Source organism: Neobacillus vireti (genome assembly GCF_001026695.1).
GTDB lineage: Bacteria > Bacillota > Bacilli > Bacillales > Cytobacillaceae > Neobacillus > Neobacillus vireti.
This window is the reverse complement of sequence record NZ_LDNB01000009.1, coordinates 70,103-91,192: the sequence shown is the minus strand read 5'-3', so window position 1 is coordinate 91,192 and position 21,090 is coordinate 70,103. Positions and strand designations below refer to the sequence as shown.

Here is a 21,090-nt window from a genome sequence, read left to right as displayed (position 1 = left end):
AACTGATGCTGAATCTCCGTCGTTTGCAAGAAATCACTACCTTTTAAAAAAGCAATTGATTTCATAGATAAAAACCAATTACTTTTTTTATAAAAGAATATTCAGCTATTATTTCTGTCCGTAATATGCCATAGGTCCATGCTTTCTAAAATAGTGCTTGTCTAAAAGAAACTGATCCATTGCGCTCACCTGGGGATTCAATTGAACAGTATGATAGGCCATTTTTGCCACTTCATCAAGAACGACCGCATTATGGACAGCCTCACTCGCATTTTTCCCCCAACAAAAAGGAGCATGTCCAGCAACAAGCACACCCGGCACCGCCTTGGGATCAAGGTCCAGTTTTTGAAAAGTCTCAATAATGACATTGCCTGTCTCTAGTTCATAGGCATCTTCAATCTCATGATTGGTCAATTGACGTGTAACCGGAATTTCGCCATAATAATAATCTGCATGGGTGGTTCCAAGCGCCGGTATCGGCCTGCCAGCCTGTGACCAAGAAGTTGCCCATGATGAATGAGTATGAACGACACCGCCAATGTCTTTAAATGCTTTGTAGAGGACAAGATGTGTTACCGTATCAGAAGATGGACGCAATTCCCCTTCCACGATATTCCCATCCAAATCGACAACGACAAGATCTTCGATTTTCAGTTCATCATAAGCGACACCGCTAGGTTTAATCACAACGAGTCCTTTTTCTCGGTCAATCCCACTTACGTTGCCCCAGGTAAAAGTCACCAGTCCATGTTCCGGCAGCTTTAAATTCGCTTCTAATACTTCTTGTTTCAGCCTCTCAATCATAGGTCTTCCTCCCTGTTCTGAGAGTTTTTCTTAATATGCTTCAGTGTTTTCATGACATTGTTCTGGCCACGACCAAAATAGTTATACAGCTTTTCGTATTCTGTATATAGTTGTTCATATATTTTTGCATTTTTTAAAGTCGGTACATACGTCTCATCTTTCAGCCAGCTCATAACTTTAGCAGCCTCTGTAATGCTGTCATAGCCGCCACGTTCTTTTCCCGCTGCGACTGCACCAAACATGGCAGATCCAAGGGCTGGTGTTTGGGATGAGGCGGAAATTTTGATTTCCATATTCAATACATCCGCATAAATTTGCATCATGAGCGCATTTTTCTCTGCAATACCGCCACAAGCATACACCTCATTGACGGGAACACCATTTTCCCGGAACGCTTCGACAATTGTCCTCGTTCCATATGCCGTTGCTTCAATCAAGGCCCGATAAATTTCTTCCGGTTTCGTTGACAGCGTTGCACCAAGCAGAAGCCCCGTTAAGTCAGCATCCACTAGTGTCGATCGGTTTCCATTCCACCAATCAAGTGCTAAGAGACCACTCTCACCCACCTGTAGCTTGGATGCTTTTTCCGTAAGAAGGGCGTGAATGTTCATACCTTTTTCCCTTGCTTCTTCATAGTAGCTTGCCGATACACAGTTTTCCGTAAACCACTCAAAATGGTCACCTACACACGATTGTCCTGCCTCGTAACCCATATAGCCCGGAATCACGCCATCTTCTACAACTCCGCACATACCCGGAACAATCTTTTCTTCTTCCCCGAGTAAAATGTGACAGGTGGAGGTTCCCATGATCATCAGTAATTTACCAGGTTCTGTAATACCAACTGCCGGAATCGATACGTGCGCATCGACATTTCCTACTGCAACAGCTGTGCCTGGCTTCAACCCCGTCAGCTTGGCGCCATTTTCAGAGATTTCCCCTGCGTTAGAACCAATCGAAATAATTTCTTTTGATAATTTCTCTTCTACGACATTTTCCAGCCTTGGGTCAAGTGCTTTGAAAAATTCCTTCGAAGGATATCCTTCTTTTTTATGCCAAATTGCCTTATATCCCGCTGTACAGCTATTTCTAACAATCTTGCCTGTGAGTTGGGAGGTCACCCAGTCGGCCGCTTCAATGATTTGATCTGCAGCCTGATAAATCTCAGGTGCTTCATTTAAAATTTGCCACACTTTCGGAATCATCCATTCAGAGGAAATCTTCCCCCCGTAACGCTTAAGAAATTCTTCTCCGCGTTCCTCAGCAATTTCATTCAGTCTGTTTGCCTCATCCTGTGCTGCATGATGTTTCCAGAGCTTTACATAACTATGCGGATGATGGACAAATTCATCCATCAAACAAAGCGGAGTTCCATCCTCTTTGATTGGAAGAACTGTACAAGCAGTAAAGTCAATGCCTACACCGATCACATCATCCGCCGACACACCGGATTCCTCTAAAACTTGTGGAATCGTAATCTGCAAAACTTCCAAATAGTCGTTCGGGTGTTGTAAAGCCCAGTCGTGTTCTAGTTTTGTTTTTCCATCAGGCAAAAACTCGTCCATGACCCCGTGAGTATATGCTTTTACCGCCGTTGCCACTTCTTTCCCGGAATGAACCTCAACAAGCACAGCACGGCCGGATTGACTTCCATAATCAAGACCAATCGTATATTTCGTCAATTTTCTCACCTTCTATTAACCATATTTTTACTCGTCTCTTTCTAACAGACGAGTTTCCCGCTCTCTGAAATACGAAGCTGTCTGTGAAACAAGTTCATCAAGTTCCTTTGTATCAGGCAGTGAGTTCATTGCTGGATACGGATCTCCACCTGGCCCTAGCGGCTCAGGGGTTACAAATCGACCATCCTGATTGTATCCAATTAAATACAGTGCCATAATAATCGTATCTAAATCCATCACACCATGACCAAGTGCTCTCCGGTTACTATCAGCCATATGAAGATTAACAAGCTGATTCCCGGCATGAATGATCGCTTCACCTATATGCAGTTCTTCTGATTGCATATGATAAACATCCCCGTTAATATGTTGAATTCCAGGATGCCCGACTGCTTCAATATATTTTTTCGCATCAGCTATTGTATGAATGAAACTTACTTCCGCCGAACGAATTGGCTCAATCGCCCCGTGAACGTTATAGTTTTCAAAGTGATCAGCAACAATTTTGAGCGTTTCAACACTTCTTTCAAATTCCGTATCGTCATATGCATGTGGTCTGCCAACAGCACCTGGGACGACTAATAAATATTGGCCGCCTACTTTACTAGTAAATTCAAGCTCTCTCTTAATATAATCAATCGCAGCCTGTCTTTTACTTGGAATATTGCTAGAAAGATCATTCTCAGCTGAAAACATTCCACAAACGCCAGATACTTTCATTTCGTATTTCTTAAGGATTTCTAACGTTTCCTCTACTCGATATCCAAGGTCAGGTCCATAATGATTCCCGTGAAGCTCAATAAAGTTGATTCCATTCTCTTTTAATCGTTTAACCGAGTTCTCCAATGGTTCCAGTCCGAATCCCCAGTTACTCCATGATAAATTCAATTTTCTTTTAAATCGTTCCGGCTGCTCCCTTTTTAATTGGTAAAAAGCTTCTTTAATTTTATGATTCTTAATTATATAATTCTGTTCGTACATGGTAGTCATTCACTCCCTTTTTTTACGAAACATTACTTCTTATAAAGAAAAATCCCCCTCGACTGAGTATGATTCAATTAAGGGGGAAAAATTCGTTATCCGTTAGAAATTGAAGTCTTTCGCATTTTCTTTTGTGAAGTCAGTTGGAGGACCCATGATAACGGTTTTTCCGTCTTCCCATAGCTCAATTTTTCCAACCTTCGCAATGTCTTGTCCATTCTCTGGTTTTTTGCCTTCAGCCAAAGCTTTTGCAAGTGCGACGGTCAAAAATCCTAGTTTATCTGGTTCCCACAAAATGGCTACGTCTAAAGAACCATCTTCTAAATATGGAGCTGAGTCTGTTGGCAGGGCAGTTCCTACAACAGCAATTTTATCCTGCAAGCCCTTTTCTTGAATCGCTTGGGCTGCTCCTAGTGGTGCTGGAGTTGAAAAAGCCATAATTCCCTTTAGATTTGGATAAGATTTTACTAGATCCAATGTTTTTTGGTATGCTACTTGTTGTTTCTCATCGGTTGCAATTTTATCTGTTACTAATTTGATTCCAGGGTATTTTTCAGCAAGCTCTTTCTTAGCCGCATCAATCCATGTATTTAAGTTCGCAGCAGAAAGTCCGCCTGTTAAAATGGCAATTTCCCCTTCTTCAGCCCCCATTTTTTCAATTAAGCTTTTTGCAATATGGCGGCCATACGCCTCATCATCAATTTGGTGAACAGATAGTTCTACTAGTGATTGATCTGCTGGCGTGTCCCAGTCCATAACGATAATTCCTTTATCTTTTGCTTTTTTAAGCACAGGTGTTAATGATGCTGCATCATTTGGCGCTACAGCAATGACATCCACATTCTGACTAATGAGGTCTTCAATTACTTTTACTTGTTGTGCCGCATCCGCTTCTGTTGGACCCGTATAAATAACATCGACACCTAACTCTTTTCCAGCTTCAATTACTCCCTTTTCAGAAGCGTTAAAGTAAGGGATACCAATTAATTTCGGAACAACGGCAATTTTAATTTTGTCATTTCCGCTTCCCTCTTTTTTCCCTTTACTGCCCCCAGTTGCGCTCTCCTGTGATACGCATCCAGCTAACATACTGATTACGAGTACTACTGATGCAAGTAAACCAAGAAATTTCTTCATAACTTTTCCCCCTTAAGTGATAATTAAAAAATATTTATATTTATCTGAAAACCAGATAATATACGGATGATTGATTAAGCTGCTGCTGTTTTTTGGTTCTTCTCTTCAATTTTGCCTTTGACAAAATTCAGTACTAAAACAGTGATGAGAATAACCCCCATCATCACATTGACGATTGGACGCGAAACACCCATTAAGTTCAATCCGCTCGAAAGCATTTGAAAAATAATGACCGCATAGATTGTGCCAATGACTTTCCCATAACCACCTTGAATCTCAGTTCCGCCTAATACAGCTGCGGAAACACTTTGTAATAGATAGGAGGATCCTAAATCGACTTTCGCGGAATTATAACGAGAAGTCATGATGATGGAAGCAATGGCTGCAAGCATAGCCGCATATAGGTAAACCCTCATTAATACTCTACTGTTATTTACTCCAGAAAAAAGGGTTGCCACCGGGTTACTGCCAATCATATATACGCTTCGACCCCATTTTGTTTTTGCTAAAAGCACTCCTGTCAGGATCGCAAAGAAAATAAAGATAATGATAGAAAGGGGGACAATGCCCATATAATAACCATTTCCTATCAAACTATACGATTCAGAAAACCCGGAAATTGAACTTCCTTTTGTAATACTAAGGATAACCCCCTCAAACAAGACCATTGTTCCTAAAGTGACAAGGATCGGTGAAACACCAATCTTTGAAATGATCGTTCCATTGATTAATCCGCATGCCAGCCCAACGATTATCCCAACAATAATGGCTGTAAGCATCGGATACCCGTGACTTTGCATTAATGCAATAGCTACACCGGACATGGCCGCAATGTATGTGATTGACAGATCAATCCCGCCAGTGACAATCACAATCATCATCGCAAGGGCAAGCAAACCAAACTCCGGCAGCTGGAACATCATATTGTTTAAATTATTCTGTTCAAAAAAACCGGGGATAAAAAGACTCATGAGAATAAATACAATTAGCGCAATCAACCCTAGAATACTTTCTTTGGAAAATGAGACCGCCTTCATTTTTTCACCTCTTTATTTACGCTTCTACTTCAATCTTGGCCAATTTCTCTTGTGAGCGTTTGTATTGAATATGGTCATACGATACTGCTAATAAAATAATGCAACCTGTGAATACTTTTTGCCAAAATGTATCGATTTTCGCTAAAATGAGACCATTTTGAACAATCCCTAACAATAACACCCCTAGAACTGTTCCCATGATTGTTCCACGACCACCCATAATATTCGCGCCGCCAAGGACAACACCAGCAATAACTAAAAGCTCGAGGCCGAGCATTCCATTCGGATCGACTGATTTTGTATATGCCGTTTGGGCAATTGCCGCAATTCCTGCTAAAAGTCCCATATAGGAAAACACAAAAACTTGCACTTTATCAAAGTTAATTCCTACTCGTAAGGCAGATTCTTTATTTCCGCCAATTGCTAATACTTCTCGACCGATTAAGGTGTATTTTAAGATGTACCATGTGAACAAAGCCACAGCCATGAAGATGAGAATAATAACTGATACCCCAAAAACTTTAATATTAGCAAACTGAATAAATACTTTCGGGAAATTCGTGCTATTTAAATAGACACCATTCGTAATATAGAGTACTAACCCATTGATAATGCTCATCATCCCTAGTGTGACAACGATGGCCGGAATTCGAATCTTTGCCACAAGCACGCCATTAATGGCCCCAAGAAGGATCCCTAATAAAGGAGCAATTAAGAATAATAAAAGCAAAGATGAAAAGTGGTCCGGCATGACCTGCATCAGTTTACCGATAATCACACAGACAGCGCTTGTGACAGCTGCAACCGACACGTCAATCCCGCCCGTAATAATCACTAACGTCATTCCAACTGCTAATATTCCAATGACTGAATTTGCTTTCAACACATCGAGCAAGTTATCCGCCGTAAGAAAAACAGGGCTGACAAATGTTAAGGTAATACAGAGTGCTATCACAATCGCGGCAATACTCATTTCTTTTGACTTTAATATTGATTTCATACGGAAACCTCCTTACTCGCCTGCACATTCTTTTTTAAAGTGGAGGCTTTGGAGCCAAGCAATGCGTAATTCATAATATTTTCTTGCGTTGCTTCTGCAATATCCAATTCACCGGCAATCTTCCCATGGCGCATAACTAAAATACGATCACTGACAGCAAGCACCTCAGGCAATTCCGATGAAATGACGATAATCCCCAGTCCCTCTGCAGCTAGCTTTCGAAGCAATTTATGGATTTCCGTTTTTGCCCCAATATCAATCCCATTTGTCGGTTCATCAATGATCAAAATTTGCGGCTTCGTCGACAGCCATTTTCCAATAACCACTTTTTGTTGATTGCCCCCGGAAAGATCGCCTGCCGCGCGATGCGGATGAGCGGGTCTGACATCGAGTGTATCGATATAATGCTTGGCTAAATCCACTTCTTTTTTACGCTTGATTAGCCCGAATCCATTCCGTAATTCCTTCAATATGGGAAGAGAAATATTATTAGTAAGCGACTGCCTTAAAATCAAGCCTTGTGTTTTTCTACTTTCAGGGATGTAAGCAATCCCTTTTTTAACTGCATGCTCAGATGACTTAATCTGAATGCTTTCGCCATTTAACGTCATTTCTCCGCTATCAGGTTTATTGACACCAAAAATCGCTTGTGCCAACTCTGTGCGTCCCGAGCCTACTAGTCCAGTAATTCCTACGATCTCTCCGGCTTTTAATTCAAACGAAATGTCTTTGAAGTTACCAGCCTTGGTCAACCCTTTCAGTTCCAGTAACGTCTGTCCGGCCAAACCTTTTTCCGTATTTTTTTCGTAAAGCACTTTCCGACCGACCATTAAGGTGATTAATTGATCTTCATCAAGCTCTTTTGCATCATACGTACCAACATATTTCCCATCGCGTAAAACGGTAAAGCGGTCGGAAACTGCAAATAACTCCTTTAGTTTATGGCTGACGAATATAATCGAAATTCCTCGTTGCTTTAACTTATTGATGACTCTATATAGTTTTTCAACTTCTCCGGCCGAGAGTGATGATGTTGGTTCATCCATCACAATTAATTTTGAATCAAAGGCGAGTGCACGAGCAATTTCAATGAGCTGCTGCTGTGCAATACTAAGCTTTTCAACCGGTGTTTGAACATCAATCTCGAATTCAAGTTCTTGCAAAGCCTTTTTAGCAACATTCTCCATTTCATTCCAATTCACTTTTTTCCATGGCTTTTTGCCGCTATCTCGCCCGATATAAATATTTTCAGCAACGGATAAATTAGAGAATAAGCTTAAGTCTTGATAAATAATCGAAATTCCTTTTAATGTCGCATCGATTGGCTTGTTAATTTGCGCATCTTTTCCTTCAAAGAGAAAGGTAGCCCCTTGGTCAGGTTCGTACATTCCCGCCAATATTTTGATTAATGTCGATTTCCCTGCGCCATTTTCACCGATTAGAGCATGGACTTCTCCTTTTTTGACTTCAAAACGAACATCATCTAATGCTTTCACACCGGGAAATGTTTTACTAATTTGGGTCATTTGTAGTAAATAGTCGGACACCTTCGTTCCCCTCCATTCTATCTCCTTCAAGTCTTATGTTGATTAACATGTTCGGAGACCATAGTAGTTAAGATTATTCTCCTTGCAATACTCATTTACTTCAGCGATGGTTGGCAAACCTGTTTGTGCTCCCAGTTTGGATACCTTCATTGCCGCCACAATCGCTGCAAACCTGGCAGCTTGTTCAAGATCTACTTCATCTGCAAGTGCACACGCCAATGCCCCCGCATAGGAATCACCAGCCCCAACCGTATCTACCGCTTTTACTTTGACTGCCTCGATAAATTTGGACGTACCACATTCGTAAATCAAGGCCCCTTTTTCCGCCATTTTTATCACACTATTTTTTACGCCGAGTGATTGATCGAAATAGATGGCTGCTTCAATTGCTGTTTCAATGGAAGTTACCTCAATCCCTGTTAACTGTTTTGTTTCTTGAAGATTCGGTGTGATGAGATCCGCATATCTTAATGCCTGCTTTGTAACCCCCTCAGCCGGTGCCGGGTCTAAGAGAATAAACATCCCTTTGTTTTTCGCTTCAATCATCGCGCGAATCACTGTTTCTTCAGGAATTTCCATTTGAACAAGTAAAACTTTACTGCTTTCAATTTGCGAAAAAGCATGATGAATATCTTGTTCCGTTAACGAGTCATTTGCTCCTTTAACGACCAACATTGTATTTTCCGCCGAAGCATCCACAGTAATAATTGCACACCCTGTGGACTCCTGTTCAACGCGTTTTAAAAAATGGGTACCAACTTGGTTATTTATGAAATTTTCCTCAATTACTTCTCCATATGGATCCAATCCAATGGCTCCAATTATCTCTACTGATTTTCCGAGTCGGGCACAGGCAACTGCTTGATTTGCCCCTTTTCCGCCGCATAGCATTTTGACACTATTTCCAAAAAGGGTTTCACTATGACTGGGGTACCGCTCCGTGAGAGCAACGATATCGATGTTAATGCTTCCGATAACAGTAATTTCAGCCATAATTACCCCTCACCCTTTACGTTGGTAAACTCTAGTTCATGAATAAACCTGCGCAGCTTTGCTACCGCTTCATCTAGCTTCAGTTCCGGTTTAAACAAACTCGATGTCCCACAAACCAGCATGTTTGCACCATTTTCTAAGACATCCGGTATCGTTGAGTAGCCAATATTTCCATCGACTTGAATGTCAATTGTGTATCCTTGTTCGTGAATCATCTCGTTTAATAGTTGTAGCTTTTTGTTCATGAGTGGGACAAATCGTTGCCCCGCGAAACCTGGATTGACCGTCATGACGGTAATATAATCAACAACATCCAGAACATACTCAATATTTTGAAGCGGGGTTGCAGGGTTGATCGCTACTCCTGCTTTCAGACCTTTGTCTTTAATGGTTTGCAATGTTCTTTGCAAGTGATTCGTGGCTTCTGTATGAACAGATATCATATCTGCTCCCGACTCGATAAATAAATGTAAGAAGTCTTCCGGCTTTTCGACCATGAGATGGACATCGAACGGTTTCTGTGTAAACCCTCGTAATCGCTTAATAAGATCGGGACCCAATGTAAAATTGGGTACAAACTTTCCGTCCATCACATCAAGGTGGAAAAAGTCCACCCCTGCTCGATCAAGTTCAATAACCGCCTCTTGAAGATTTCCCATATCCGCACACATAAGTGAAGGACCTATCAACGCCATGTTTACACTACCTTCCTATCGCCATTGATTGTTAGCGCTTTCATCTATTGTTAATATAATCATATATGGAATAGGTTCATGTTCATAGGAGGTAATATTCAGATTGGGGTGATAATATTCGGAATGTTAAGAATTAAACGGACAAAAAAAGATTCCACATCATCTGGAATCTCATTGGAATCATTCACTATACATTTAGTTGATTGTGCTTCTCCCGATATTGTGATGGAGATTGATTTGTCCACTGTTTAAATAGTCGGCTGAAATATTTTGTATCTTGATATCCAACTCCTACTGACACATCATAAATTTTCAAGTCGGTTTTTTCTAGCAGTTCCTTTGCTTTTTTCAATCGGGTGATCGTCACATAATTTAAAACGGTTTCGCCCGTCTCTGCTTTAAAGTACTCACAAAAATAAGTAGGGTTTAAATACACATGATTGGCCAACTTCTTTATCGTGATACTCTTACCAAGATTATCATGGATCCATTCCTTTGCTTTTTGAATTGGGTCAGATTGACTAGAATCCATTTCCTTCTGCTTGGTTACGAGGCTTGTGACCCAATCTTTTATCCCATCTTTTAATTGATAGAAGTTTGCTGCCTTTTTTGTTAGTTGAATTGCTTTCATGAGCAAATTCATCTCTTCACCGAATCCGTCGTTCTCCATCCACCATTTCACGATCCGAATACATAAATATTGAATCGACTCTTGTATCAGTAAAGGTGACCGGAATGTCTCGATTTCACGGAAAAAGTGTGATAAAAGCTTGGTTACTTCCAATTGATTTTTTTCACGAAGTGCATAGACAATCTGCTCCGTAAGTTTGTATACAGAGGATGGCATCATTGACGTTTTTTCATTTGAAAGATCATCCAAGGTACTTAGATGAAAGACTTTGTTCCCACCTTCAATAAGTCGAAATTGCATTAATGAAAGTAGTTTATCTCTCATCGCAGGTAAGAGGGAAAGGTCTTCAAATTCATTTCCATATGCGATGGAAACTGTAAATGGGAAGGTATGCTGAACCCTCTTTTTTACCTTTAATAAGTATTGTTCAATCGCTGGGCCTTTCTCCGCTTGTTCCTGTAACATTAACAGCCAAAAACTTAAATTGCCTTTTTTCCAGATCCAATGCTTTACTCCTTGAAGACTGGATTCTTCATTCAGCAACTCTCCCATCATCTTTTCAACTGCTAAATGCCAGTCCCTTAACTCTAGTGATGAAACCCCTTTCATTTTTGTTAACATTTCGTCAATATCGATATGCATGAGTTTATAATGACCTTTTGGAAACTGGGAAGCCCAATCCAATAACGATAAATCTGTCTCATCATTCCATGTCAACTCACTTAAAAAGTGAATTTGTTTCGCATACGTGAGCTGCAGTGCCCTATCTTCAATGTCTCGCCTTCTAACTTCTTCTGTTTGTTTCTTCCTAATTCTTTCTTTTGCTTCATTTAATTGTAATTGAAATTTCTCCCGATCAATGGGTTTTAAAATATAATCAATCGCCCCTTCACGGATGGCATCTTGTAAATACTTGAAGTCATCATAGCCGCTAATAATCATGCTAAAAAAATCAAGTAACTGATGGTTTAATTTCTTGATCAATGTTAAACCATCCATAATCGGCATTTGAACATCCGTGATTAACAGATCAATCGATTTAAATTGATTGATTATCGCTTCATATGCTTCCTGGCCATCCGAAAATACACCGATAATTTCCCACTCTTCCCCATTTGCCTGAACTAACCTTTCAATTCCCTTTCTAATTCTTGGCTCGTCATCTACGATTACCGTTCTTATCGGCCTCACTGTTTTCTCCCCCTTACGATATTAACGTTCTTTAGGTTCCAACGTATTAGGAATTCGTAGAACAACTTCCGTTCCTTTATTTACTTCGCTCTTAAGTTCTAATCCATAATTTTCTCCAAATATCATAGCAATCCTGGCATCTACATTAATCATACCAAAGCCGGAATCCCTACTATTCATTGGGTCTGATGACAATGACTTCCTTAAAGTAACCATCGTTTGTTCGTCAATTCCTGGTCCATTGTCTCTAATAATAAAAAGAATAGCTCCCTCCTCTTCCACCACTTCGATCTCAATCATAATTTCTTTTCTTTTTTCTAATCCATATTTGATTGCATTTTCGATAATAGGTTGTAAGATAAATTTTGGGGTATAGTACTTGCTGCTATCAACACCCTCATGAATCCTAAAAGATAACCGGTCTTCAAACCTGAACTTTTGGATATTCAAATAGTCATGAATATGCTGCACTTCACTAGAAATCGAAACGAGGCTGTCTTTATTACTAATCGAGAACCTCATCATTCTCCCAAGAACAGTAATCATTCGAACTGCCTGGTCCTGTTCCCCTTCCTCCACAGCCATCCCAATTGTTTCCAATGTATTGTACATAAAGTGCGGATTAATTTGTGACTGGAGTGCATATAATTCCGCATTCCTTTGGCGAAGTTTAATAAGATAGTTTTTTTGGATCAACTCTCTTATTTTGATCAGCATCGTACGAAAGCTAAGTGCAAGCATACCTACCTCATCACTTGAATGAATTGGTACTTCTACGTCGAAATTTCCCATCTCGACATCCTTCATGAGGCTACTTAATTGTTTAATCGGCCTTGTTACTGTCCAGGCTACAAAAATAGAAATGATTGTTGTAATACAAATCACAACAATAAAGATAAAGATGGCAACATTCCGTACATGATCCGTCTGTTCAGTTAAATTTTTTATTGGAATACTATGACCTAGAATCCATGGAAGCTCCTTTGCTTCATTTAAACTAATTAGCGTACTTTTACCATTAATCGTTGCACTAAAGCTGCCATTCAATAACGGATATTCATTTATTTCTTCCACCTTTTTCCCTATTTCCTCATCATTTGTGTGATAGATGACCTTCCCTTGTTTATCCATAAGCCACATCGTCGTATTTTCTTTACGAAGTAGGTCTTCCAAATATTTTTCAAAAAAAGTAACATTAACAGCTACATATAAGGTGCCTAAATTTTTTCGATTATCAAGGTCTGTCAGTTGTTTAACAAGTAAAATATACGGTGGTTTGTTTTTAAACGTTAAATTGATTTGGTCTGGAAGAAGGATCTCCATATTTCCAACTTCAGCAATGTCTTTTTTGTATGGGAAAGAACCGTCTTTAAAGCCAAATCCTTCAAAAGGAGTTCTAGTACTGGCAAATAATCGGTTCTTTGAGAGTATAAAAGCGCCCAAAACATCAGGATTATTTGAATTAAGGTAAATGTTTGTCAAATAACTTTGAACAATATACTGTCCTTGAAGAAGTGTCGATTTATTTTGATCATAATTATACCTCAGCACTTCCATAACTTCTCCAGAGCTATAGATTAATTCGGGTATGTTTTCAAGTTTCTTAATCTCGTTTTCTATGTTTGCATTGGCCTGACTTAATAATTGTGGAATATATTCGCCAACCTGAACCTCGATGGATTTGGAATATTGGTTATACATGACAGACCCTAATAGGGCCATCGGAATACAGGTTAATAAAACATACGTGATAATCAGTTTGGTAGATAATCTAATATTATTAAAGGGCAGCTTGTTATGTTTAAAAATCATATTGGTCTACATTTTCCTTTGTAAAATCAATTGGCTGACCCATGATAACCATATCGTCATCAAACTCTATCGATCCAATATTCCGAATCTTTTGGCCGTCTTTAGGTTTTTCACCATTCAGTAAATTTTTCGCTAAGCTGACCGTTAAATACCCCAATTTTTGCGGGCTCCACAGTGTGGCCGTTTGGGCAGCTCCTTCCTTTAAGTAAGATTTCATTAAACGAGGTGATGATACCCCTACCACTTTTATTTCACTGGTCCTTCCTGCATCTTTTACAGCATATGCAGCTGCAGGAGGGTTAAGAGTAGAGACACCAATAATACCTTTTAAATCCGGGTACTTTTTTAATAGATTTCGCGCAGCCAAATACGCATTGTTTTGATCTTCATTTGTTGGTACGATTTCAACCAGCTTCATATCGGGGTAATACTCCATATTATGGATTTTAATCCACTTAATCCACTCATTTAAATTGGCTGCAGTGGACGAACCGGTCATAATCGCATAGTTCCCCTGTTCTTTGACTTCCCATGCGAGCGTATCCAAAATATGTCTCCCTAATATTTCTGGATTCACCATATTAATAAAGAAGCTTCGGAATTCTGGATTCGTATCTGAATCCCACGTGATCACTTCTATTCCAATTTCTTTTGCTTTTTGCAATACTGTGCCTAATTTTATCGGATCATTGGCTGCAACCGCGATCACATCTACATTCTGCTCAATCAATTCCTCTATTATTTGCTCCTGCTGTTCCCAGGTGGCTGTTGAAGGTCCTTTATACAGGACATTTATACCAAGATCTTCTCCCGCTTCTAATGCACCATCTCTTACAGCGTTAAAGTAAGGTATTCCCTCGATTTTAGGGACTAATGCAATCGTGTAAGGTCCATCTTTTCTATGTTCCTTAATGTCCATTGGCTTCTTTGCTCCATTTACTTCTCCGTTATAAACAATTTCATACTTCGATGATTTATTCCCAATTACTCCGCATCCAGCTAAAATGATCAGTATGAATAGAAAAAGTAAGTATTTCATTCTCACGCTGTTTCCCCCCAGCATATTTGCCGCGTAAAAGCATTAGATCGGAACGGTTTCCCCATTAAACATACTATTCCAGAAACCTGCATTCTCTATGAATGTATAGATCTCCTAAATGGAGAAAGATATTAATGTGAGACTAAATTAAATCCGTCAATAATTTCAGTTATTTCTTCTTTACTAATATTGATAACTTTTCCCACATTCTTTGAATATACTAATGCCTTAGCACTGTATTCTGCTACTTCTATCATATCAAATGAACCTAGTAAACTAGTAGCCGTGACGACTGCATACCCATTTTCCACTAATAACACAGGATTATCTTTTGCTAATTTACTAGCGATCATTTCGTCATGATCTTCACCAATGCCAAATGGAACTTTGTGAATGTCACGAAGAACAATATAGGCTTCCGGAATAATATGAGTATTATATTCAACATCGGTCACGGCAAATGCCATTAAATAACGTGGATTTGCCACGATAATAGATGTCACATCCGGTTGCTTTTCATAAATTTTTTGATGCAATTCATACAAATCACACGGGATCTTATTTTGTTCACGACAGTGATTTTTTAACAGAACCAAATCATCTGCTTCAATATAGTGGCGATCTTTTTTGTTTGGAGTAATCAAGATCGACCCATCACTCAACCGTGTAGAGAGACTGCCCGATGTACTTGTAAAAAGTTGACGCGCATATAAACGTTGAATTAAATGACACATCGCTGCTCTTGCTGCATTCTCTTCACTTGTATGGTTCGTAAGAGTAAATTCCTTTAATTCGGTTGGACGATACATTTTAATCTTTTGTAAATTTTCTTCGGACAATTCTTGTGGAGTACCCAATGTTCGCGCATGAATATCTAGATAAGCAACATCCTCTAATGTTTCAAAAAGCGAAAAGGCATCAAAAATAGTGCTTTTCCCCACAACTATACCGTGATTTTCAAGAATAACTGCGTCGCCACCCTTGGCAAATTCTTTCGCAATATTCTCCTTTAGTTTTTCACTGCCCGGAACAGCATAAGCAGCTATTTCTAATTGGCCCGCTATGTTTGTATACGCATTTGGCGTTAATTTGTAATTTGGCCCTTTTCGAGCCATGCTAAATGACACCAGCGCCGGCGGATGAGCGTGAACAATCGCTTTAATATCCGGACGAACTTCATAAATCCCCAGATGGAATGGCAGCTCGACTGACGGTTTATGAATCCCTTCGATGCTGCCATCCTTTTTCAAGCACATGATATCGGCTCGTTTCAACGCCCCTTTATCCACGCCTGAAGGAGTAATCCAAAGGTCACCATTTTCATCTTTAATGGAGAGATTTCCGCCAGAAATGGTCGTCATCCCATTTTGATAAATTCGGTTCATGATCATAACAAGCTGATCGGCCGGGTGGATGAAATTACGATTCATAACTTGTATTCCCCTTTCATTTTACAGATAATTTTTTATTATTAAATAAATAAAACCGCCTACATTAAATTGTACGCGGTTCTATTGACATTCGACTTAGCAGCAATGGTGCTAATTGTATAATCAATCAACTACTTTCAGTATTATTCCTTTTTCGTCCAGTTGTTTTGTTGTCGACTCTCCAATTTGTGAATCAGTAATAATTAAGTCAATCGTAGATAGTGGCGAAATTTGTGAAAAAGCGCGCACTCCAAATTTACTCGAATCAACCATTAGGATCGTTTCATCTGCTATATCCATCATTTTCGACTTTAATAATGCCTGCGACTCATTAAAATCACTTAAACCATTTTCAAGATGAATACCTTTACAAGAGAGAAACGCTTTATTAACGTGATACATACTGAGAGATCGCTCTGCAAGTGGTCCTACATAGGAGAGAGAATTGGATAATAAGATCCCACCAGTAGAAATAACTTTTATTTGTTCCTTTTTGCTTAGTTCGATCGCTACCTTTATCGAGTTAGTCACAACGGTTAAAGGCATATCAGGTAATTCTTTTGCGACATACCACGCTGTCGTACTTGCATCCAATATAATTTGGTCACCTTGATTGATTAAATTTATAGCCTCAATTGCAATTGCGTTTTTTTCAGCAGCATTTGTAATTTCCCGCTCCACATAGGAAGTCTCTTGTTCCTCTTTTTCCGTACTGACGGCACCACCGTGACTTCGCTGCAAAAGATGTTCTTTTTCCAGCTTTTCTAGGTCACGACGGATTGTCTCTTCAGTAACAGAGAAAATTCTGCTAAGCTCAGAGACCCGAATGCTTAACCGTTCATTCACTAATTCAACTATTTTTCTTTGCCTTTCCGCTACGAGCACGTATCCTGCACCCTTCCCTAACTAAAACAATTGTGGATTCATATTGATTTATGTTTATTTGCTTTTTTAATTCAAAAATAATATATCATAATTTTTGAAAGGCAAAAAGGCATTTATCGTAAAGAGCTGGAAGACTCCGACAATTTCGGACGTCCTCCAAACGCTTTATCTTGTAAATGCAGCAGGAACGCCACCATCAACCGTTACCATACATCCAGTTGTTTTAGCTGATTTGGATGAAGCAAAGAAGGCAATCGTTTCAGCAATATCCACAGGGTAAATATTGACCAGCAATGTTGTCCGTTTTCGGTAATGCTCTTCTAATTGATCTGGATGAATTCCATATGCCGCTGCACGTTCTTCGCGCCAGCTTGAACCCCAAATCGCTGAGCCTTGCAGGACAGCATCTGGTAAAACAGAATTCACACGAATTCCATATTCCCCGCCTTCCGAAGCGATACATCTTGCAAGATGAGTTTCAAGCGCCTTAACAGAGCTATAAGCAGCAGCGTTTTTGCCGGCGTAAACGGAGTTTTTAGAACCAACAAAAACCATATTACCACCCATTCCTTGCTGTTTCATTTGCTTGAATGCTTCACGCGCTACCAAGAAGTAACCGGTTCCTAAAACGTTCATATTTAAATTCCATTCTTGCAGGGTGGTTTCATCAATTGGACTTGATGTAGCAAGACCTGCATTGTTAACAATTGTGTCTATGCCTCCGAATGTAAGGGCTGAATGATCAAAGGCAGCTTGAACCTGTTCCTCTTTCGTTACATCCATTTTTACCGCAATCGCACGACCTGCACCATATGTTTCATTAATTTCAGCTGCTACTTTTTCTGCCCCTTCAAGATTTAAGTCGGCCAGTACAACATGGGCTCCTTCAGATACAAGTCGACGGGCTGTTGCACTGCCAATTCCGCCTGCACCACCCGTGATAAAAGCAACTTTTCGAGAAAATTCAGCTTCAGCCGGAGCTAGACTTAATTTATATAATTCCAGTGGCCAATATTCCACATTGTAAGATTCGTTTTCGCTTAAAGAAACAAAGTTTCCTAGAGTAGTAGCGCCCTTCATAACTGCAATCGCCCGATGATATAACGCACCGCTTACTCTTGAATTGGCGGCATCCTTACCTGTATTCACCATCCCGATACCCGGAATAAGGATCACACGAGGTGCGGATTCAAACATTTTGTCACCCTCATGTTTGTTGCGCTCAAAGTATTCCTTGTATTCAGCTTTATAGCTGGAAATTCCTTCTTTTACACTTGCTACTAATGCTTCTACATCCTTTGTTTGTGGATCCCAATTTATATATAGCGGTACACGTTTTGTATGAACAAGATGGTCTGGGCATGCTGCACCTACTTGTGAAAGCTCGGATGCCTTATGGCTATTCACAAATTGTAAAACATCCCCACCGCAGTCATATGTTAAGAGCATTTTCTTTTCTTCACTGACTGCCCCGCGGATAATCGGCAGCACTTTTGCTAATATACGATTAGCCTCTTCATTCGTGAGAGATTCATATTTTTGCCCGCCAAATAGGGTTTCAACATTGATTCTTGTATGAATAAACTGTTCCGCTTCATTAATAACTTCAATCGTCTTTGCATAGGACTCTTCCGACGTTTCTCCCCATGTTACGAGCCCATGTTTCTCCATTAAGACTAGTTCTGCATGTGGGTTGTTCTTTACCCCTTCTGCAATCATTTTTGATAGGGTAAAGCCAGGGCGAATATATGGAACCCAAACAAAACGATTACCGAAAATTTCCTCAGCAAGTTGCTTACCATTGTCTGCACAGCAAAGGCTAATAATGGCATCAGGATGTGTGTGATCCACATGCTTATAAGGTAAGAAAGCATGAAGTAATGTTTCAATGGAAGCTCGTGGATGCTTGCTGTCAATCATACAATGTGAAAGGTAGCTCACCATTTCTTCATCTGACATTTCATTTCTTTCAACTAGCGGGCGGATATCTTCTAATTTAAGCCCTGTAAAGTTATGTGATTTCATTGTGGCTAAATCAGAACCACTTCCCTTCACCCACATCACCTCAATGTCCTGACCGCGGAAATCTTTCTCCATCGTCTTCATAGACGTATTGCCCCCGCCCCAATTACAAACCGCACGGTCAGACCCGATTAAATTCGAACGATATACTAATTCTTCAACACCTTTTGGAAGGGATGAAGCTTTTTCATGATTCCAATTATTGTTTACCATACAAAATCCTCCGCTCTTATGTTTATTATCTTCTGTTTCATTATAATGTATTTCTGTTTATTTTTGAATATAAACAATTTAATATTTTATTTATGTTTATTTACCTTTGGTTTAAATGAAATCCTCATTCTCTTATAAAAGGCTTTATAAAAAACCCCTGGAACCCAGGGGTTTCAATACAAATATGCTATTAGCGATATAAAGGGCCGAAATTATGGCACGCCCTAAAATCCGCGCCTTCTGGATCGTTCGTACCGAACATTCCCCATGCGCTTGGTCTAAATAGTTCCTTCTCATCGACATTGTGCATATTTACTGGGATTCGAAGCATGGAAGCAAGTGTAATCAATTCGCCGCCGATATGGCCGTAACTCATGGCACAATGGTTCGCCCCCCAATTATTCATCACGGAATACACATCTTTAAATACACCTTCACCTGTTATGTTTGGCACAAACCACGTTGTCGGCCAAGTTGGGTCCGTACGTTTATCAAGCGTATCATGAACCTCTTCAGGAAGTTCTACTGTATACCCTTCAGCAATTTGAAGAACTGGACCAAGCCCTTTAACAAGATTAACTCGGGCAATTGTGACAGGCATAGTGCCCTTTGTTAAGAAGTCACTGGAATAGCCGCCGCCACGGAAGTATCCAGTTGACGATGGTCTCCAACTTGTCGCATCCAAACATTTTTGCGCTTCTTCCTCACTAATTTCCCAGAATGGTTTCATGACTGGTTTCCCGTCTCTTGTTTGTTGTCCTGTTCCATCAAGTGCGGCTGGGCCAGAGTTAATCAAATGAATGAATCCATTTTCTGCTAAACCTTCTGGTTTGTAACCTGTTACCCGCTCCACTGCATCCGGACTCCAATAGGTTCTCACGTCCGCGAACACTTGGGCCGTATTCGTTAATAAGTGACCAAAAAGCATCGTAACACCGTTCAAGCTGTCATTTTCTGTCGCAAGAAGGTACGGAGAGCGAATGCCATTCCAGTCAAAAGAGGAATTTAAGATTGCCTCCATAAAGTCGCCATTTGGGAAATGGTCCGTCCATTGGCGCTGCCCCTGAAATCCTGCCACAATCGCATTATGACCTAAGGCTTCTTCCCCAAAACCGATTTCGGCTAATTTCGGATTGCCGACCATCAGATCCCTCGCAATTAACGCCATTTTAACACTGATTTCCCAATCACGATCCTTTTCTTCCCTCGACCTTTGCATATCCTCCGGATTGTTATCTGGACCTTCCTTACAATTTTCTTTCACCCAGCTTAATGCTCTTTCATATTCTTCTTTATCGTAAATTTCGCGGTCCATTCTTCTAATAAATTCTGAGCTGTCGATGTATTCATTTCTCATGCCAAGATAGTCTTGGAAGAAACTTTCTTGAACCATACTGCCCGCAATTCCCATTGAGACACTGCCCATTGATAAGTATGATTTCCCTTTCATTGCTGCAACGACAAGTCCAGCTTTGGCAAATTGCAGGAGCTTTTCTTTTACATCCTCCGGAATGGTTGTATCGCCCACATCTTGAACATCCTTTCCGTAAATGCCAAATGCCGGGATTCCCTTTTGATTATGAGCGGCAAGTACAGCCGCAAGATAAACCGCTCCAGGCCGTTCCGTCCCATTAAATCCCCAAACCGCTTTCGGGATATCAGGAGTCATATCCATTGTCTCGGAACCATAGCACCAACATGGAGTCACCGTAATCGACACCCCAACCCCTTCACGAGCAAATTTTTCCGCGGTTTGGGCCGCTTCGGCTACACCACCAATACACGTATCAGCGATCACACATTCAACAGGTTCTCCATTGTAATGTTTTAAATTCTCCGACAGAAATCCAGAAACTAATTTTGCTAGGTTCATAGTTGTTTCTTCTAACGATTCACGAACACCATTTCTTCTTCCATCAATCGTTGGTCTGATACCGATTTTTGGTAATTGCCCATAATATCTGTTTTCAAACGTAGTCATATTCAATAAT

16 protein-coding genes are annotated in these 21,090 nt (G+C 40.2%); all 16 read right to left on the bottom strand.

Annotated features, from left to right (window positions below; all coding sequences use genetic code 11):
• Nucleotides 1–108 precede the first annotated feature (108 nt).
• A complete protein-coding gene (gene araD / locus AA980_RS10215; protein WP_024029831.1) occupies nt 109–804 on the bottom strand; it encodes an L-ribulose-5-phosphate 4-epimerase in 696 nt (231 codons plus the stop codon).
• The gene (gene araB / locus AA980_RS10210) at nt 801–2,486 is read right to left on the bottom strand and encodes a ribulokinase (RefSeq protein WP_024029832.1); all 1,686 of its coding nucleotides are present in this window, start codon (nt 2,484–2,486) and stop codon (nt 801–803) included. Before araB ends, araD begins: the two co-directional genes overlap by 4 nt.
• Before the next feature lie 27 nt (nt 2,487–2,513).
• The gene (locus tag AA980_RS10205; RefSeq protein ID WP_024029833.1) at nt 2,514–3,467 is read right to left on the bottom strand and encodes a sugar phosphate isomerase/epimerase family protein; all 954 of its coding nucleotides are present in this window, start codon (nt 3,465–3,467) and stop codon (nt 2,514–2,516) included.
• 102 nt (nt 3,468–3,569) lie between these two features.
• A complete protein-coding gene (locus AA980_RS10200) occupies nt 3,570–4,604 on the bottom strand; it encodes an autoinducer 2 ABC transporter substrate-binding protein (RefSeq protein ID WP_024029834.1) in 1,035 nt (344 codons plus the stop codon).
• Nucleotides 4,605–4,678: 74 nt separating this feature from the next.
• Nucleotides 4,679–5,641 (bottom strand): ABC transporter permease, encoded by a 963-nt coding sequence (locus AA980_RS10195; RefSeq protein ID WP_024029835.1) that lies wholly within the window; start codon nt 5,639–5,641, stop codon nt 4,679–4,681.
• Between the two features lie 16 nt (nt 5,642–5,657).
• Nucleotides 5,658–6,641: an ABC transporter permease gene (locus AA980_RS10190; protein ID WP_024029836.1), complete on the bottom strand. Its 984-nt coding sequence runs from the start codon at nt 6,639–6,641 to the stop codon at nt 5,658–5,660.
• On the bottom strand, nt 6,638–8,188 hold the full coding sequence (locus AA980_RS10185; protein ID WP_024029837.1) for a sugar ABC transporter ATP-binding protein: 1,551 nt from the start codon (nt 8,186–8,188) through the stop codon (nt 6,638–6,640). The genes AA980_RS10190 and AA980_RS10185 overlap by 4 nt, the downstream gene beginning before the upstream one ends.
• A 42-nt stretch (nt 8,189–8,230) precedes the next feature.
• A complete protein-coding gene (rbsK, locus tag AA980_RS10180) occupies nt 8,231–9,181 on the bottom strand; it encodes a ribokinase (protein ID WP_024029838.1) in 951 nt (316 codons plus the stop codon).
• 2 nt (nt 9,182–9,183) lie between these two features.
• Nucleotides 9,184–9,876, bottom strand: a complete 693-nt coding sequence (rpe, locus tag AA980_RS10175; protein WP_024029839.1) for a ribulose-phosphate 3-epimerase — start codon at nt 9,874–9,876, stop codon at nt 9,184–9,186.
• Between the two features lie 187 nt (nt 9,877–10,063).
• Complete coding sequence (locus tag AA980_RS10170; protein ID WP_024029840.1) at nt 10,064–11,698, bottom strand: response regulator transcription factor; 1,635 nt, start codon at nt 11,696–11,698, stop codon at nt 10,064–10,066.
• Between the two features lie 21 nt (nt 11,699–11,719).
• Nucleotides 11,720–13,510, bottom strand: a complete 1,791-nt coding sequence (locus AA980_RS10165; protein WP_024029841.1) for a cache domain-containing sensor histidine kinase — start codon at nt 13,508–13,510, stop codon at nt 11,720–11,722.
• Nucleotides 13,500–14,549 carry an autoinducer 2 ABC transporter substrate-binding protein gene (locus AA980_RS10160; RefSeq protein WP_024029842.1) on the bottom strand — a complete coding sequence of 350 codons (1,050 nt, stop codon included), beginning with the start codon at nt 14,547–14,549 and terminating at the stop codon, nt 13,500–13,502. The genes AA980_RS10165 and AA980_RS10160 overlap by 11 nt, the downstream gene beginning before the upstream one ends.
• A 131-nt stretch (nt 14,550–14,680) precedes the next feature.
• A complete protein-coding gene (locus AA980_RS10155; protein WP_024029843.1) occupies nt 14,681–15,979 on the bottom strand; it encodes a class II aldolase/adducin family protein in 1,299 nt (432 codons plus the stop codon).
• A 123-nt stretch (nt 15,980–16,102) separates the two neighbouring features.
• Nucleotides 16,103–16,864 carry a DeoR/GlpR family DNA-binding transcription regulator gene (locus AA980_RS10150; RefSeq protein ID WP_024029844.1) on the bottom strand — a complete coding sequence of 254 codons (762 nt, stop codon included), beginning with the start codon at nt 16,862–16,864 and terminating at the stop codon, nt 16,103–16,105.
• A 165-nt stretch (nt 16,865–17,029) separates the two neighbouring features.
• The gene (locus AA980_RS10145) at nt 17,030–19,099 is read right to left on the bottom strand and encodes a bifunctional rhamnulose-1-phosphate aldolase/short-chain dehydrogenase (RefSeq protein WP_024029845.1); all 2,070 of its coding nucleotides are present in this window, start codon (nt 19,097–19,099) and stop codon (nt 17,030–17,032) included.
• A 190-nt stretch (nt 19,100–19,289) separates the two neighbouring features.
• On the bottom strand, nt 19,290–21,080 hold the full coding sequence (locus AA980_RS10140) for an L-fucose isomerase (protein WP_024029846.1): 1,791 nt from the start codon (nt 21,078–21,080) through the stop codon (nt 19,290–19,292).
• Nucleotides 21,081–21,090 lie beyond the last annotated feature (10 nt).

Bases quoted from the DNA above. Each gene is read 5' to 3' on its own strand.
- araD (WP_024029831.1), bottom strand. From the start codon at position 804: ATGATTGAGAGGCTGAAACAAGAAGTATTAGAAGCGAATTTAAAGCTG.
- AA980_RS10205 (WP_024029833.1), bottom strand. From the start codon at position 3,467: ATGTACGAACAGAATTATATAATTAAGAATCATAAAATTAAAGAAGCT.
- AA980_RS10200 (WP_024029834.1), bottom strand. From the start codon at position 4,604: ATGAAGAAATTTCTTGGTTTACTTGCATCAGTAGTACTCGTAATCAGT.
- AA980_RS10195 (WP_024029835.1), bottom strand. From the start codon at position 5,641: ATGAAGGCGGTCTCATTTTCCAAAGAAAGTATTCTAGGGTTGATTGCG.
- AA980_RS10190 (WP_024029836.1), bottom strand. From the start codon at position 6,641: ATGAAATCAATATTAAAGTCAAAAGAAATGAGTATTGCCGCGATTGTG.
- rbsK (WP_024029838.1), bottom strand. From the start codon at position 9,181: ATGGCTGAAATTACTGTTATCGGAAGCATTAACATCGATATCGTTGCT.
- rpe (WP_024029839.1), bottom strand. From the start codon at position 9,876: ATGGCGTTGATAGGTCCTTCACTTATGTGTGCGGATATGGGAAATCTT.
- AA980_RS10165 (WP_024029841.1), bottom strand. From the start codon at position 13,510: ATGATTTTTAAACATAACAAGCTGCCCTTTAATAATATTAGATTATCT.
- AA980_RS10160 (WP_024029842.1), bottom strand. From the start codon at position 14,549: ATGAAATACTTACTTTTTCTATTCATACTGATCATTTTAGCTGGATGC.
- AA980_RS10155 (WP_024029843.1), bottom strand. From the start codon at position 15,979: ATGAATCGTAATTTCATCCACCCGGCCGATCAGCTTGTTATGATCATG.
- AA980_RS10145 (WP_024029845.1), bottom strand. From the start codon at position 19,099: ATGGTAAACAATAATTGGAATCATGAAAAAGCTTCATCCCTTCCAAAA.
- AA980_RS10140 (WP_024029846.1), bottom strand. From the start codon at position 21,080: ATGACTACGTTTGAAAACAGATATTATGGGCAATTACCAAAAATCGGT.